Raw genomic sequence first — 15,136 nt, forward strand, 5'->3', positions numbered from 1 at the left:
CCGTCACGGACCGCGGCGGACGCCGGCGGCCGAGACACATGTTAGCGCTAACATCGCGTCTCCGGGCCACGTTCTCGCGGACGCCTCCGCGGTCGGTCCTTCCGGCCCGGTCCACCCCGCACGCACCCGACCCGCTGCTCACCCGTGCGACGGCCGGCCCAGCCCCGTGACCGTGGTGAGCAGGAAGACCGAGTCGTCGACGGCGTGCACCGAGTGCCGCTCGTGGGTGAGCACCCAGAGCTGCCCGGCACCCGCCTCGACGTCGCCGTCGGCCGAGCCCACCCGCACCCGACCACGGATGACCTGCAGCGTGGCCGCGTTCGGCGAGTTGTGCTCCCCGAGCCCGGACCCGGCCGTCAGCGCGATCACCGACTGGCGCAGCTCGCCGTCGTGCGCGACCACCTCGGCGGACCGGCCGTGCGGATCCGCACGGGCGGCGTCGAGGTGGCGGTCGGCGAGCTCGGCGATGTCGATCATCAGGACCTCCAGGGAGTCGGGACTGACCCGAGCCTAGGCCTGACGCGTACGGCTCAGCAGCGCGTGGACCAGCACGGGGTCCGCCGCCGCCGCCAGCCGGGCCAGCGCCCGGGCCGTCCCGGGGTCCGCCGGGTAGAACGACTCGATCACCAGCTCGTCCACCGTGATGTCGAGCGGCGTGCCGAACGTGGCCACCGTCGTGAGGAAGGCGAGCGACTCCCCTCCGACGTCCAAGGTCATCGGGATCGCCACCCCGTCGGTCGCACCGGCGGCCACCTCGCCGCCGGGATAGCCCCGGAGCTCCGCGAGCAGCTCCGAGAGCGGGCGGTCGCCCGTCGCCGCGACCTGCCGGGCGACCCGCTCGAGCACCTGCCCCCGCCACTGCGCCAGGTTCGCGATGCGGGGAGCCATGCCCCGTGGGTGCAGCGCGACGCGGAGCACGTTCACCGGCGGGTCGAGCAGGGCCGGGTCCACGTCGTCGAGCAGCACGGCGACGGCGGCGTTCGCCTCGACCAGGTTCCAGGCACGGTCCACCACGAGCGCGGGGTTCGGGCCGTGACCGTCGAGCACCACGCGCAGCGCACCCCGCACGGCGGCCATCGCCGGGTCGTCCAGCGGGGTGCCCCGGTACTCGGGCGCGAACCCCGCCGCGATCAGCAGGTGGTTCCGCTCGCGCAGCGGCACGTCGAGATGCGAGCTGAGCCGCAGCACGAGGTCCCGGCTCGGGCTCGACCGTCCCGTCTCGACGTAGCTGAGGTGCCGGGTGGAGACGCCCGTCTGCGACGACAGCTCGAGCTGGCTGAGGCGCCGCCGCACCCGCCACTGCCGCAGCAGCGCGCCCGATCCCTGTGTCATGGTGCCGACGAGTGTCGCAGGAGGCGCCCCTCCGCGACGGCGAACCCGGCGACGACCACGGCCTGCCCGACCACGGAGACCACGCCGAACGGCGTCGCCGGGAGTGCCACGAGCAGCGCCGCGCTGGCCACCACCCACGCCCAGTTGGCCACCACGAGAGCGCGGACCGCGCGGCGCCGCAGCGGGTGCACGCGGCTCGTCCACGTCAGGGCGACGACGTAGCCGACGAGGGTCAGTCCGACGCCCCGGAGCACCGGGACGGGCAGCCCGGTCAGCCGGGCGTACAGGTCGGTCGCCGCCAGCAGCCCCACCGCCGCGGCGAGTCCGACGAGCGCGTCCGCCACCAGGACCCGGCGCAGGGTCCGCTCGCTCGTCGGGACGGCGGTCGGGGCATGTGTCGCGGTCATGGCGCTCCTCGGAGGCGGTGGTGGCGGATGTCGCACCGGAACCGTCGCGCGCGGAAGGTCGTCGTGTCGATGACCTCCGAGGTCATGCTGCGTCGGCGGCTACGCGGGCCGGACGGAGCTGGCGCGGACCACCAGCTCGGCCGGGATCTGCTGCCGCGCCACGTCCTTGCCGTCGAACGCCGCCTGCAGGGAGTCGACCGCGAGCCGGCCGAGCGCCCCGAAGTCCTGCCGGACGGTGGTCAGCGGCGGCGTGTAGTGCGCGGCGCCGACCTCGTCGTCGAACCCCACGACCGCCACGTCGTCGGGCACCCGCACCCCCCGCTCCCAGAACGCGTGCAGGAGGCCGAGCGCCAGCTGGTCGTTGGCCGCGAAGATCGCGGACGGCAACCCCTCCCGGGCCATCCGCAGGCCGAGCTCGTAGCCGTCGGCAGCGTCCCAGCCGGCCTCGACGTGCTCGGGGGCGCCCGGGCCCATGACCTCGCGCCAGCCGGCCAGCCGGTCCTGCGCGTCGAACCAGTCCTGCGGGCCCGCGACGTGCACGACGTCGGCGAAGCCCTGGTCGAGCAGGTGCTGGGTGGCCAGCCGGGCACCGTGGCGCTGGTCGACGCCGACCGCGTGCAGGTGCGGCACGGGCGGCACGTCGGACGCCGACGAGATGAGCACCACCGGGACTGGCGACGCGATCGCGGCGATGGCCTGGGCGACCTCCGTCGTCGGCGCTATGATCGCGATCCCGTCGACGCCCTGCCCGAGGAAGTGCTCGAGGGCGGTGTGCATGGAGTCGCCGTCGAACTGCCGGATGGTCGCCACCGACACGAACCAGCCGACCACGCGCGCCGCCTCCTCGAGGCCCACCAGCGTGCTCGTCGGCCCGTACAGCGCGGTCGCCGGGGTGACGACGCCGAGGGTGCCGGACCGTCGGGTGACCAGGGTGCGGGCGGCGCTGTTGCGGCGGTAGCCCAGCTGGAGGATGGCCTCCGCGACGCGCTCGCGGGTCTCCGGGCGGACGCTCGGGTGGTCGTTGAGCACCCGGGAGACCGTCTGGTGGGAGACGCCGGCGAGCGCGGCGACGTCGCTCATGGCGGGGGGACGCGCGGCGCTGTTCATCATCAGAAATGCTGGCCGAGCTCGCGCGAGCGGTTCCGCGCCGCTTCCGCCGCGGCGACGACGCCGGCCCGGACGCCGTGGGCGTCGAGCACCTGGACCGCGGCGACCGTGGTCCCGCCCGGGGACGACACCCGTTCGCGCAGGACCGCCGGATGGTCGCCGGACCGGGCGGCGAGCGCGGCGGACCCCTCGACCGTGGCCACGGCGAGCCTCGTCGCGAGGTCCCGGCTGAGCCCGAGCAGGACCCCCGCCTCCGCCATCGCGTCGATCAGGTAGAACGCGTACGCCGGCCCGGACCCGGAGATCGCGGTGACGGCGTCGAGGTCCTTCTCCTCCACGCGGACCACCAGCCCGGTGGCGGCGAGCATCGTCTCGACGAGGACCAGGTGCCCCTCGCTCGCGTGCGTGCCGGCGGCGATCGCGCTGGCGCCCTTGCCGACGACCGCCGGCGTGTTCGGCATCACCCGGACGACGGGCTGCCCGGCGGGCAGCCGCTTCTCGTACGTGGAGATCGGCAGGCCGGCGGCGACGCTGACGACGAGCTCGCCGCCGCGCAGGACCTGTGCCACCTCGTCGAGCACTCCTGCGACGACGTTCGGCTTGACCGCCACGAGCACGACGTCGGCCCGTGCGGCCGCCTCGGCGTTCGACGCCCCGGTGCGGACGCCGTACCGCTCGGCGAGCTCGTCGGCGCGCGGCACGTGCCGCTCGGTGACCTCGACCTGCTCCGGTGCCCATCCCCCGGTCAGCAGCGCGCTGAGCAGCGTCTCGCCCATCACGCCGCCACCCAGCACCGCGACCTGTGGCCTGCCGCCGGTGCGCTCGTCGGTCATCGTGGTCCTCCCCGTCGGTGTCACCGGAGGGCGACGCCGCGAGCCTACCGACGTGAGGCGCGTCCGTGGGTGAGCGCTCACACCGACACGTCCTCAGAGGCGCGGAGCACCGCACCGGTACTCAAACGATTCGGTCCTGTCCGGTCGATCCTTTCTTTGGTAACTTGACAAACTCTGCTCCGCCTCGTCCGCCACCTCCGGTTCCGTCCGGTTTCCGCGGATCGAGACCACCCAGGAGGTTCAATGAAGAACCGTCATCTCGCCCGTGCGCTGACCGCGGGGATCACCGCGGCAGCGCTCAGCGGGCTCGTGACCCTGCCCGCCCAGGCGGCTCAGACCGTCACCATCGTCGACCCGGGTGCCACCCCGGAGACCCGCTCGCTGTTCTCCTACCTCGATGACGTCCGTGGCGACGGCATCCTGTTCGGCCACCAGCACACGACGTCGTACGGCCTGACGTTCACAGGCGCCGACGGAACGACGTCCGACGTGAAGAACCTGACCGGCGACCACCCCGCGGTGTTCGGCTGGGACACGCTGATCCTGCAGGGCGACGAGGCCCCGGGGTCGGCGAACAACACCACCGAGCAGAACATCGCGGCCCTGTCGGAGTACATCGAGAAGGCGCACGCGCTCGGCGGCATCAACACCCTCTCGGCGCACATCGAGAACTTCGTCACCGGCGGCAGCTTCTACGACACCACGGGCGACACCCTGCGCGCGGTCCTGCCCGGCGGACCCAAGAACGCCGAGCTCAACGCGTACCTGGACAACATCGCCGCCGCCGCGGACGGCGCCCGCGACGCCGAGGGCAACCTCGTCCCGATCATCTTCCGGCCGTGGCACGAGAACGCCGGCTCCTGGTTCTGGTGGGGTGCCGCGTTCGGCTCCCCCGGCGAGTACAAGGAGCTCTTCCGGTACACGGTCGAGTACCTGCGCGACCTCAAGGGCGTGTCCAACTTCCTCTACGCGTTCGGCCCCGGCAGCGGGTTCGGCGGGAACGCCGAGACGTACCTGCGCACCTACCCCGGCGACGAGTTCGTCGACGTGTTCGGCCTCGACGCCTACGACAACACCGGCTCGGCCGCGTTCCTCGACGGGCTGGTCAAGGACCTCGGCATGATCGCGGACCTCGCCGACGCGAAGGGCAAGGTCTCCGCGTTCACCGAGTTCGGCGTCACCAACGGCGTCGGCACCACCGGCTCCAGCCCCGAGCAGTGGTTCACCAAGGTGCTGGGCGCGATCAAGGCCGACCCGAAGGCCAGCCGCAACGCGTACATGCAGACGTGGGCCAACTTCGACGCCGGCCAGCACTACGTGCCGGTGACCGGTGACGCGCTGCTGCCTGACTTCCTGGACTACGCGGCCGACCCGTACACGCTGTTCGCCTCCGAGGTCACCGGCGCGTTCGACCGCGAGGTGGACACCACGCCCGCCGGCCCGGTCCTGCACATCGCCTCGCCTGCCGACAGCGCCCGGGTGGCCACGTCACCGACGACCATCCGAGCCACGGTCCAGAACGTCGACGCCGACCGCGTCTACGCCACGGTCGCCGGGGCCGAGATCGAGCTCGCACCCGGTGACGGCCTGTGGTGGTCGGCGCCGTGGGACATCCCCGCGGAGCTGCTGGACAACAGCACGCAGACGCTCGAGGTGCACGTGGTCGCCGACGGCGTCGAGGTGCTCACCGAGAGCTCGTCCGTGGTCCTCGGGCCGCGACCGACGTTCGGACCGGGCGTCGTCGACGACTACGAGGGCTACGGCGACGACACCGCGCTGCGGGCCGAGTACGTCTCCTACGGCGCCAACACCCTCTCGCTCGACACCAGCGGAACGTCGAAGGCGCTGCGGATGGACTACGACTTCGCGACGCAGACGTACACCGGGTTCGGGAAGCAGATCAGCGGCGACTGGTCCGCCTTCAACGAGCTGGCGCTGTGGGTGCAGCCCGACGGCTCGGGCAACAAGATGGTCCTGCAGCTCGTGGCCGGCGGCGTCTCCTACGAGGCGTACCCGTCGCTGGAGGGCACCGAGGCCTCCGTGGTGACCATCCCGTTCGTCGACTGGCGACCGGCACCGTGGGACACCGCCAACGCGAACCGTCGCATCAGCGACGCGGACCTCAAGGCCATCTCGCAGTTCAACATCTACGTCAACGCCGCCGACGACGGCACCGGTGCCCCGTCGGGCAGCATCGTGGTCGACGACATCGCCGCCCTGCCGGGGGTCGAGCCGCCGCCGCTCTTCTCCGACGTCCCCCCGGGGTCGCCCAACTTCGACAGCATCATCTGGCTGCACGACCAGGGTCTCGACGACGGCTACGCCGACGGCACGTTCCGGCCGACCAGGCCGCAGACCCGCGAGGCCACCGCGTCGCTGCTGTACCGCTACGCGAACGCCACGTTCGTCCCCACGGCGAAGCGGCCGACGTTCCTCGACGTGCCCAAGAAGCACGCGCTGTACAAGGAGATCGAGTGGCTGGCGAGCGAGCAGCTCGTCGACAAGGCCATCCCGCTGTTCCTGCCCAAGGCGCCGCTCGACCGCTCGTCCGCGGCAGAGCTGCTCTGGCGCCTGGCGGGATCGCCCGAGCCTGCCGCACCCGAGGCGTTCACCGACGTCCCGTCGTGGCACCCGTACGGCACGGCCATCGCCTGGGCGACGGAGACCGGCATCATCGTGCCGACCTCCGCGACGAGGTACGGCGTGCTCAAGGTGGTCACGCGCGGTGACTTCGCCGGGTACCTCGACCGGTTCGACCACCGCCCCAGCCCGCTCGAGCCCGTGGTGCTCACCGACTTCGCCGACGGCGCCCAGGGCTGGGCACCTATCGACGCGGCCGGCACGGCGACCGCGTCGGGCGGCACGCTGACCATCGCGGCCGCGTCACCGGACGGCGGCTGGTTCGGGTTCGGGCCGTCGGTCGGCGACTGGACCGGGCGCACCGAGCTGCGGTTCGACGTGGTGTCCACCACCGGCTTCGACACCAAGGCGGCCCTGCAGGTGGGCTCGTCGTGGACGTGGTGCGAGACCGCGCAGGTCGGCTGGATCTCCGCTCCGACCGACGACGTGCTCGTCGACCTGGCCACCCTGAGCGCCGAGTGCGGTGCGCAGCTGGCCGACGTGAAGAAGGTGAACCTGTACCTCAACGCAGGCACCCACGTGATCGACGACGTCGAGCTCCGCTGACCGAACCCTCGCAACGTCCGCACTCCGGCGGGTCCCACCCCGCGGGAGTGCGGACGTTGCGCCTGTTGCTACGCGGACGTCCGCACTCCGGCGGGTTCCACCCCGTCGGAGTGCGGACGTTGCTGTGCTAGTCGGCGGGGAGCAGCAGGCCGTCGCGGACCAGCCCGCGGGCCGACGGGAGGACGTCCGCGGCGACCGCGTCGGCACCCACCTCCAGCAGCGCGCCCAGCGCGTTGACGATCTGGCCGACGGTCAGCTCCCCGTCGCAGACGCCGACGAACCCCGCGAGCGCGGTCCCGGCCTGCACCGCCCGGCCGAACCCGCCGCCCTGGCGCAGCAGCACCACCTGCGGGTCCGGGTCGCCGGGCGTCAGGTAGCGCTCCTCGGTCACGTCGGGGGCCACGACGAGGCGCTGCCCGGCGAGGTCGTCGTCGCTCATCGCGAGCCAGTCGTGCGCGGCGAGCGACGCCGCGATCGACGGGCCCAGCGGCTGCCGGACCGTCCCGGTGACCTCCTCGAGCCGGCGCAGGGTCGGCGCACCGGACGGCTTGCGCAGGGTCACGACCCCGAACCCGATGCCCTCGACGTCCCGCGAGGCGAAGTCGTCGAGCCACTGCCCGTACCGGACCGCCCAGGCGGCGCGGTCACGGTCGGGGGTCGTGCCGCCGTCGCGGATCCACGTCTCGGCGTACTGCGCGGGGTCCTGCAGCTCGCGCTGCACCACCCAGCCGTCGAGCCCCGACGCGTCGAGCCAGGAGCCGACACGCTCGTGCCACTCCTCGCCGCGGCGGACCTCCCAGTTGCCCAGCAGCTGCGCCACCCCGCCCGGCGCCAGCACCGCGCCGACGCCCTCGACCAGCTCACGCACGATCGCGTCCCCGGAGCGCCCCCCGTCGCGGTACTCGTACGACGGCATCCCCGGCGTCCGGGGCGTGATGACGAACGGCGGGTTGCTCACGACGAGGTCGAACCGCTCGTCACTGACGGGCTCGAGCATCGACCCCTCGCGCAGGTCGAGCTCCACCCCGGCGAGCGCGGCGTTGAACCGGGCGAACGCGAGCGCCCGCCGCGAGATGTCCGTACCGACCACCCGTCGGGAGTGGCGTGACGCGTGCAGCGCCTGGATCCCGCAGCCCGTGCCGAGGTCCAGCACGTGCTCGCGCTCGTCGCGCACGGTGACCTGCGCGAGCGTCGTCGACGCGCCGCCCACGCCGAGCACGTGGTCCGTCCGCAGCGCCTGGCCGGTGGCCAGCTCGCCGAGGTCGGAGGCGATCCACCAGTCGACCTCGCCACCACCGTCGACGGCGGTGTAGGGCCGCAGGTCGACCCGGGCACGGACCGCGTCGCCGTCGGTCTCGACCAGCCCGAGCCGCGCCGCACCCTCCACGGTCAGGGTCGGGAACGCGCGCTCGAGCGTGCCCCGGGGCGTCGTGGCACCCAGCAGGAAGGTCCGGATCAGCGCCGCCACGACGTCGTCCGCCGCCGCCTCCGTCGCCCGCAGCGCCGGCACGGGCTCCTCGCGGTGCAGCGCGTCCGCGGCGACCGCCCCCAGCACCTCCTCGACACCGGCGACGCCGTACCCGGCAGCCGCCAGGTCGTCGCGCAGCGCGGCGACGAGCGCCGGATCGGTCACGGGCGCAGCGGGCGGGAGCGCAGGTTCGAGGGGCACCCCGCCATCATCCCCGCACCACCGACCGCTCGGGTCGCCTGCCACCCACGCAACGTCCGCACATCCGGTCGCCAGAACGCTCGATCGTGCGGACGTCCGCGGGCCGACGGGTGACCTCCGCGCATTCGTGCGGACGTCAGGAGGCTCCAGGTAGGTACAGGTCGACGAGCAGCGGGCGGTGGTCGCTGCCGCGGAGGGCAGACGGGTCCGACAGGACGCGCGGGGACCCGGCGGTGAGGTCCCGCGTGGTGAGGATGGCGTCGATGCGCTGCTTCGGCTCGACCGCCGGGAACGTCGGGCCGCCGGTCGGGTCCGCGTCCGTGAGGAGCCGGGTCAGGCTCGCCCACGTCGGCCCGCCGGGGGCCTCGTTGAGGTCGCCGAGCACCACGGTCCGCGTCGTCGGGACGTGGTGCGCCAGCAGGTCGGCGAGGTGCGCGGCGCGCTCGTCGCGGACGAGGGACAGGTGCACGACGACGAACCGGATGCCGTCGACGGTCGCGACGGCAGCCCCCCGACGCGTCCGGCCGGACAGGTTCGGCAGCCGCACCGCGGAGTGAGCGGTCACCGCCCGGCCCGGCGCCACGAGCAGGGCGGTGGTGCGCGCTCCGCGGCCGTTCACCACGGCCCGCATCCCCACCGCCCGGGCGAAGAGCCACATCCGCCACCAGCCGAGCAGCCCCCGGGTCGGCTCCTGCACGCCCAGGACGTCCGGCGCGGCTGCACGCACCACCGCGACCGCGTCGGGTCGCGACACCTGCAGGCCCTTGACGTTGTACGTCATCACCCGGAGCCGGTGGGAGCTCGCCATCCGGACATCCTCTCGGACATCGGTGCGGCAGCGCACCCCTCGCCGTGACTACGGTCGTGTTCCGTGGAGCAGGACAGGCAGTCGTGGGTGCCGCCCGCGTGGGTCGGGTGGGCCGCCGTGGTGCTCGCGTTCGCGTTCGCCGGTGTCAGCCTGCTCTGGGCGCTGGGCAGCACCGCCGGGCTGGACACGCTGGGCGGGACGATCGAGCGCAGGGCGCGGGCCGGTGACCCGGTGCTGCTCGCGGCCAACCTGGTGGCCCTGGTGCTCAAGCTGCTCGGCGGCGTGCTGGCCCTCGCCCTGGTGCAGCGGTGGGGACGACGGCTGCCGCGCCGCCTGCTCCTGACCCTCGGCTGGCTGGGCGCGTCGGTCCTCGTGCTCTACGGCCTGCTGCAGACGGCGTCGGTCGCCCTGGTGGCGCTGGGCGTCGTCGTCCCGGCCGAGCCGCTGTCCGACCGGGCGCTCACCTGGCGGCTGGCCCTCTGGGAGCCGTGGTTCCTGGTCTGGGGGCTGGCACTCGCGGGCGCGACGCTGCGCTGTCAGCGGCTCAGCAGCCAGCGGACCTCACGACGGAACAGGTCGACCCGCGTCGGGGAGCCGTAGGACCGCACGTCGTGGCCGAGGGCGTCGTAGACGATCCGGCCGGGGCCGGGAGCGACCCAGACGACGGGGTGCGCGACACCCTCGTGGTCGGCGACGACGAGCACCTGCACGTCGGGCGACACCTGCAGCGCGAGGTACTGCTCGTCCTCGGCCGTCACCTCGCGCAGGCCGGCGACCATAGGATGCGTCGGGTCGACCACCCGGAACGACGCCGCCGCGAGCGGCGGGTGCCAGGTGGTGCCCTCGATCCACCGACCACCGAGCAGCCGGCCCCACGACGGCGAGTCGAGGAAGGTGTTGGTCGCCTGGTGCAGGCCGAGCACGGGCACCCCCGACGCGACGAGGTGCTCCAGCCGCGCGTGGAACGGCACCCAGTCCTGGTCGGTGCCGTCGAAGTCAGGGTCGGGGCGGCCGCGGCCGGACGCCACCACCACGAGGTCGGGGTCGATGCCGTCGAGCGCGCCGGGGAGCGTCCCCCGGATCGTCACGTCGATCCCGTCCTCAGCCAGGAGCTGTGCGACGCGGTGGGCGATCGCGGCGGTGTCGTGCCAGGGGTCCTGGTAGCGGCCGTGCCCGGCGAGCACCAGCGCGTGGGTCATCGATCCTCCTGGGTGCGGGCAGACGGCCGCCCCCTCGCCCGAGGACGAAGGGGCGGCCGGATCCGTCAGGCGAGGGCCTTCTCGGCCTCGCGGGTCAGGTCGTTCCGGTCCGCACGCGACGCCCGCAGACGGGAGGCCAGGACCGCACCACCGGCGATGAGCGCGGCGGCGACGGCGATCGACAGGCGAACCGTCTGGTTCGCGTCGTCCCCGACCGAGATGGCGACGACGGCCGGCGCGATGAGCAGGGCGACGAGGTTCATGACCTTGATCAGCGGGTTGATCGCCGGGCCGGCGGTGTCCTTGAACGGGTCGCCGACGGTGTCGCCGATGACCGCCGCCGCGTGGGCGTCGGACCCCTTGCCACCGAAGTTGCCGTCCTCGACGATCTTCTTCGCGTTGTCCCAGGCGCCGCCCGAGTTGGCCAGGAAGACCGCCATGAGCACGCCGGTCGCGATGGCCCCGCCGAGGAACCCGGCGAGCGGGCCGACCCCGAGGCCGAAGCCGACGGCGATCGGCGCGAACGCCGCGAGCAGACCGGGCGTGGCCAGCTCCCGCAGGGAGTCGCGGGTGCAGATGTCGACGACCTTGCCGTACTCCGGACGCACCTCGTACGTCATGATCCCGGGGTTGTCGCGGAACTGGCGACGGACCTCGAAGACGATGGCCCCGGCTGCGCGGGTCACGGCGTCGATGGCCAGGCCCGAGAACAGGAACACCGTCGCGCCACCGAGGATCACGCCGACCAGGGTGACCGGGCTGATGATGCTGTAGTTCAGCATCGCCTGGGTGAGCTCGTCGCCCGCCTCGCCCGCCGTCTGCAGCGCGTTGAACACCGCGTCCGCGTAGGAGCCGAACAGGGCGGTCGCGGCCAGCACGGCCGTCGCGATCGCGATGCCCTTGGTGACGGCCTTGGTGGTGTTGCCCACGGCGTCGAGGTCCGTGAGGATCTGCGCTCCCTCGGGAGTGACGTCGCCCGACATCTCGGCGATGCCCTGCGCGTTGTCGCTCACCGGCCCGAACGTGTCCATGGCGACGATGACGCCGACCGTGGTCAGCAGGCCGCAGCCCGCGAGCGCGATGAGGAACAGGGACAGCGCGACCGAGCCGCCGGCCAGCAGGAAGACCCCGCAGATGGCCGCCGCGATGATGCCGGCGGTGTAGACGGCCGACTCGAAGCCGACCCCGATGCCGGACAGGACGGTGGTGGCCGCGCCGGTCAGGGTGGTGCGTGCCACGTGCAGCGTCGGCTTGCTCGTCGTGCCCGTGAAGTACCCGGTCACCCAGAGGATGACGCCGGCCAGGACGACGCCGATGGCCACGGCGACCGAGGCGATCAGCCGCGGGTCGCCGGCGTGGGTCTCCAGGCCGGCGGTGCCGCCCGTGAGGTCCGCGAAGGACGTCGGCAGGTAGACGAACGCCGCCACCGCGGAGAGCGCGACGCCGACGAGCGCGGAGATGTAGAAGCCGCGGTTGATGGCCGCCAGGCCGCTCTCGGCACCGCGCACCCGGGTGATGAACACGCCGAGGACGGCGACGATGGCGCCCATGGCCGTGACGATGAGCGGGAACACGAGCCCCTGCTCACCGAACGCGGCCTTGCCCAGGATGAGCGCGGCGACCAGCGTGACGGCGTAGGACTCGAAGAGGTCCGCCGCCATGCCCGCGCAGTCGCCCACGTTGTCGCCGACGTTGTCCGCGATGGTGGCCGCGTTGCGCGGGTCGTCCTCCGGGATGCCCTGCTCGACCTTGCCCACCAGGTCGGCGCCGACGTCGGCCGCCTTGGTGAAGATGCCGCCGCCGACCCGCATGAACATGGCGAGCAGCGCGGCCCCGAAGCCGAAGCCCTCGAGCACCGCGGGCGCGTCCGCCCGGTAGATCAGCACCACCGACGCGGCACCGAGCAGGCCGAGGCCCACGACGCTCATGCCGACGAAGCCACCGGTCCGGAACGCGATGCGCGCGCCTTCTGCACGCCCACCCGGCTGCGACGCGGCCGCCGCGACCCGGACGTTCGCCCGCGTCGCGAGCCACATGCCCAGGTACCCGATCGCGGCCGAGAACGCGGCCCCGAGCAGGAAGAACACCGACCGGCCCAGCTTGACGCCGCCGTCACCGGGCAGCAGGAACAGCAGGGCACAGACCACGACCGCGAAGAGGGCCAGGGTGCGGAACTGCCGGCTCAGGTACGCCGACGCCCCCTCCTGGACCGCGCGCGCGATCTCGCGCATGGACTCGGTCCCCTCACCGGCCGCGAGCACCTGACGGCGCAGCACAACGGCGATGAGCAGGGACGCGACCGCGACGGCCGCGATGACACTGACGATCGTGATGCTCGTGGACCCGAGCTCGACCATGCATCCTCCTCGGACTCAGCGAGGCCCCCCTGACCACGCCCGTCCCGCAGCCCCGTTGCTGCGCGACTGGGTGAGTCTAGCCAGCAGATGTGACGTGGATCGCACGGGCACGCGAGCGTGACCGCGCGTGCCGACCGCGAGACGATCGAGCGACCCCAACCGTTCCGGCTCGACGGACGTCTGGGCAGGTGAAGACACTTTCCGGACCGACCGAGGGGAACCACGATGAGCTGGGAGGCGGATCTCGACCGACTGGTCACCGACCGCGGTCCGGCGCTGGTCGCGTACGCGTACCTGCTGGTCGGGGACATGGCGTCGGCCGAGGACCTGGTGCAGGACGCTCTCGTGCGCACCTACTCACGGCGCCGGCCCGAGGAGATCACGTGGGTCGAGGCCTACGTGCGGCGGACCATCCTGCACACCTTCCTCGACGGGTACCGGGCGAAGACCCGCTTCGCGGCCGTCACGCCGTTGGTCGCGACGCCCGAGGCGGTCGACGACGAGGCCTCGGTGGCGGGCGACCGCGCCGACGTCGCCCGTGCGCTGACCACCCTGTCGCCCCGCGAGCGCGCGTGCGTCGTCCTGCGGTTCTACGACGACCTCACGCTGCCCGAGATCGGTCTGCGGCTCGACATCTCCGCCGGCGCCGTGAAGCGCTACCTGTCCGACGCCCGCCACAAGCTGGAGCCGCTGCTCGGCCCGCAGCCTGGCCTGGCCGCCGAGGACGTCGCCACGATCACGAAGGGAGGCGCGCGATGAACCGCGACCTCGAGTCGGCTCTGGAGGAGCTGGCAGCACGCGCCGAGCAGAGCCACCGCTCCCGCCGGGCACCGCTGCCCGTCGACCTGATCACGGCCCGCGCCCGACGGGGCCGCCGCACGCGGGGCGCCCTGGTGGCCGCGGGCGCAGCGGCGGCGGTCGTCGCCGTCGCCGGCACCGCGTTCGCCGTGCTGCCCAACCTCACGCCGGTCCCCCCGGCCGAGACGCCGACACCGACCGTCACCACCTCGCCGACGCCCACGCCCACCGAGACACCGACACCGACGCCGACGCTGGCGCCCGTCGTCCTCCCCCCGGGCAACCCCTCGCTGCCGTTCGGCGCGTGCGGGTCCCTGGCGGACGCGGCACCGGCCTACCCGGTCGACGACCGGGTGGACGTGCGGATCACACCGGCCACCGACACGCTCTCTGCGGGCGGGTTCGTCTCGGCCGGCGGTGTCATCGAGCGGCCGATGCCCTTCGAGACCTACCTCGCGTACGCCGTGCCCGACGACGGACCGAGCGTGGCGGTGGTCAAGGACGGCGTCGTCGTCGGCACCGCGAGCTTCTCGGAGGTCGCCGGTGACGTGACGGCCGGTCGCAGCGGGAACGACGGCGAGGTCACGTTCTTCACCAGCCTGCTCGGGCTCACGGTGTGCGACCCCGGCGACGGCGGCCCGGTCACCGCGGGACGGCCGCTGCCGGCCGGGACCTACGAGCTGCGTCCGTGGGCGAGCATCGTCACGTACGACGGCCTCCCGGAGGCGCCTGCCGAGCTGTTCCAGGACTCCCTCACCTTCGAGCAGGCCGCCGCACTGGGTGGCACCCCCGCGACCGCGGTCGGCGAGCCCACGACCGTGACGGTGACCGGCGAGGCCGAGACGCAGCAGCCGCTGCCCGGCGCCGACGTGCCGCTGGACACCACGACGTTCGCCGCCCCGCCCGCCTGCGGCGCCCCCGCGCCGGTCGCACCGCTGCGCGGAGCGATGCTCGACCTGCAGGTGACGCCCGTCGCGACCACTCTGGCCTCCGGCGAGCCCCTGGCCGTGACGGCGACCGTCCAGTACACCGGACCCGATCGCCTGCGCTTCTACGGCTACGAGCGGATCGACTACTGGGTCGTGCAGGACGGCGTCGTCGTGGGTGTGACCGTGGTGGCCAACGACGCCTTCAGCCAGTACGACGTGGGATCCGGTGCACCGCTCGTCTTCAGCGAGTGGGGTCTGGTCCTGACGTCGTGCGTGACGGAGAGCGGCTACCCGCTGAGCACCGGGGACCCGTTGCCGGCCGGCGAGTACACGGTCTATCCCGCCTGGGCCTTCTCGGACCCGGTCGCTCGGACCGGCACCGGGACGGTGGAGATGCTCCGCCCGGACGACATCTACTCGGTCACGCTCGGTTCCCCCATCCCGGTGACCCTCACCTGACCAACGGTTCGCCCCTCCCGGTCGTCCAGGAAGATGACGGCACCACTCGGGA

13 protein-coding genes are annotated in these 15,136 nt (G+C 73.3%); 4 read left to right on the top strand and 9 right to left on the bottom strand.

What is annotated here, in order from left to right; all coding sequences use genetic code 11:
• Positions 1–138: 138 nt before the first annotated feature.
• The 5 genes from CXY01_RS02955 to proC all read right to left on the bottom strand — a co-directional run bounded on the left by CXY01_RS02955 (position 139) and on the right by proC (position 3,679).
• Positions 139–477, bottom strand: coding sequence for a cupin domain-containing protein (locus CXY01_RS02955; RefSeq protein ID WP_146925591.1), 339 nt, complete (start codon positions 475–477; stop codon positions 139–141).
• Positions 478–510: 33 nt separating this feature from the next.
• Positions 511–1,332, bottom strand: a complete 822-nt coding sequence (locus CXY01_RS02960; protein ID WP_146925592.1) for a helix-turn-helix transcriptional regulator — start codon at positions 1,330–1,332, stop codon at positions 511–513.
• Positions 1,329–1,739 (bottom strand): hypothetical protein, encoded by a 411-nt coding sequence (locus tag CXY01_RS02965; protein ID WP_146925593.1) that lies wholly within the window; start codon positions 1,737–1,739, stop codon positions 1,329–1,331. Before CXY01_RS02965 ends, CXY01_RS02960 begins: the two co-directional genes overlap by 4 nt.
• A gap of 99 nt (positions 1,740–1,838) precedes the next feature.
• Entirely contained in the window at positions 1,839–2,819 is a 981-nt protein-coding gene (locus tag CXY01_RS02970; protein WP_146925594.1) for a LacI family DNA-binding transcriptional regulator, read from the bottom strand.
• Positions 2,820–2,848: 29 nt separating this feature from the next.
• Positions 2,849–3,679, bottom strand: a complete 831-nt coding sequence (gene proC / locus CXY01_RS02975; RefSeq protein ID WP_146925595.1) for a pyrroline-5-carboxylate reductase — start codon at positions 3,677–3,679, stop codon at positions 2,849–2,851.
• A 243-nt stretch (positions 3,680–3,922) separates the two neighbouring features.
• Between proC and CXY01_RS02980 the strand changes: the two genes are divergently transcribed.
• Positions 3,923–6,865 carry a glycosyl hydrolase gene (locus tag CXY01_RS02980; protein ID WP_146925596.1) on the top strand — a complete coding sequence of 981 codons (2,943 nt, stop codon included), beginning with the start codon at positions 3,923–3,925 and terminating at the stop codon, positions 6,863–6,865.
• A gap of 127 nt (positions 6,866–6,992) precedes the next feature.
• Here CXY01_RS02980 and CXY01_RS02985 read toward each other — a convergent pair whose 3' ends face one another.
• Both CXY01_RS02985 and CXY01_RS02990 read right to left on the bottom strand, forming a co-directional pair.
• Complete coding sequence (locus tag CXY01_RS02985) at positions 6,993–8,534, bottom strand: DUF7059 domain-containing protein (protein WP_246124986.1); 1,542 nt, start codon at positions 8,532–8,534, stop codon at positions 6,993–6,995.
• 136 nt (positions 8,535–8,670) lie between these two features.
• Entirely contained in the window at positions 8,671–9,342 is a 672-nt protein-coding gene (locus CXY01_RS02990; protein WP_146925597.1) for an endonuclease/exonuclease/phosphatase family protein, read from the bottom strand.
• Between the two features lie 63 nt (positions 9,343–9,405).
• Between CXY01_RS02990 and CXY01_RS02995 the strand changes: the two genes are divergently transcribed.
• Positions 9,406–9,942 carry a DUF3995 domain-containing protein gene (locus CXY01_RS02995; RefSeq protein WP_146925598.1) on the top strand — a complete coding sequence of 179 codons (537 nt, stop codon included), beginning with the start codon at positions 9,406–9,408 and terminating at the stop codon, positions 9,940–9,942.
• Here CXY01_RS02995 and CXY01_RS03000 read toward each other — a convergent pair.
• Both CXY01_RS03000 and CXY01_RS03005 read right to left on the bottom strand, forming a co-directional pair.
• Positions 9,879–10,541 (bottom strand): ThuA domain-containing protein, encoded by a 663-nt coding sequence (locus tag CXY01_RS03000; RefSeq protein ID WP_146925599.1) that lies wholly within the window; start codon positions 10,539–10,541, stop codon positions 9,879–9,881. The genes CXY01_RS02995 and CXY01_RS03000 overlap by 64 nt on opposite strands.
• A 65-nt stretch (positions 10,542–10,606) precedes the next feature.
• Positions 10,607–12,898, bottom strand: coding sequence for a sodium-translocating pyrophosphatase (locus CXY01_RS03005; protein WP_146925600.1), 2,292 nt, complete (start codon positions 12,896–12,898; stop codon positions 10,607–10,609).
• Between the two features lie 225 nt (positions 12,899–13,123).
• Here CXY01_RS03005 and CXY01_RS03010 point away from each other — a divergent pair, with 225 nt between their 5' ends.
• Both CXY01_RS03010 and CXY01_RS03020 read left to right on the top strand, forming a co-directional pair.
• Positions 13,124–13,657, top strand: a complete 534-nt coding sequence (locus CXY01_RS03010; protein ID WP_146925601.1) for an RNA polymerase sigma factor — start codon at positions 13,124–13,126, stop codon at positions 13,655–13,657.
• Positions 13,654–15,084: a hypothetical protein gene (locus CXY01_RS03020; RefSeq protein WP_186813277.1), complete on the top strand. Its 1,431-nt coding sequence runs from the start codon at positions 13,654–13,656 to the stop codon at positions 15,082–15,084. Before CXY01_RS03010 ends, CXY01_RS03020 begins: the two co-directional genes overlap by 4 nt.
• Positions 15,085–15,136: the final 52 nt, after the last annotated feature.

Source organism: Cellulomonas xylanilytica, from assembly GCF_007989805.1.
In the GTDB taxonomy this organism is placed as follows: Bacteria; Actinomycetota; Actinomycetes; order Actinomycetales; family Cellulomonadaceae; genus Cellulomonas; species Cellulomonas xylanilytica.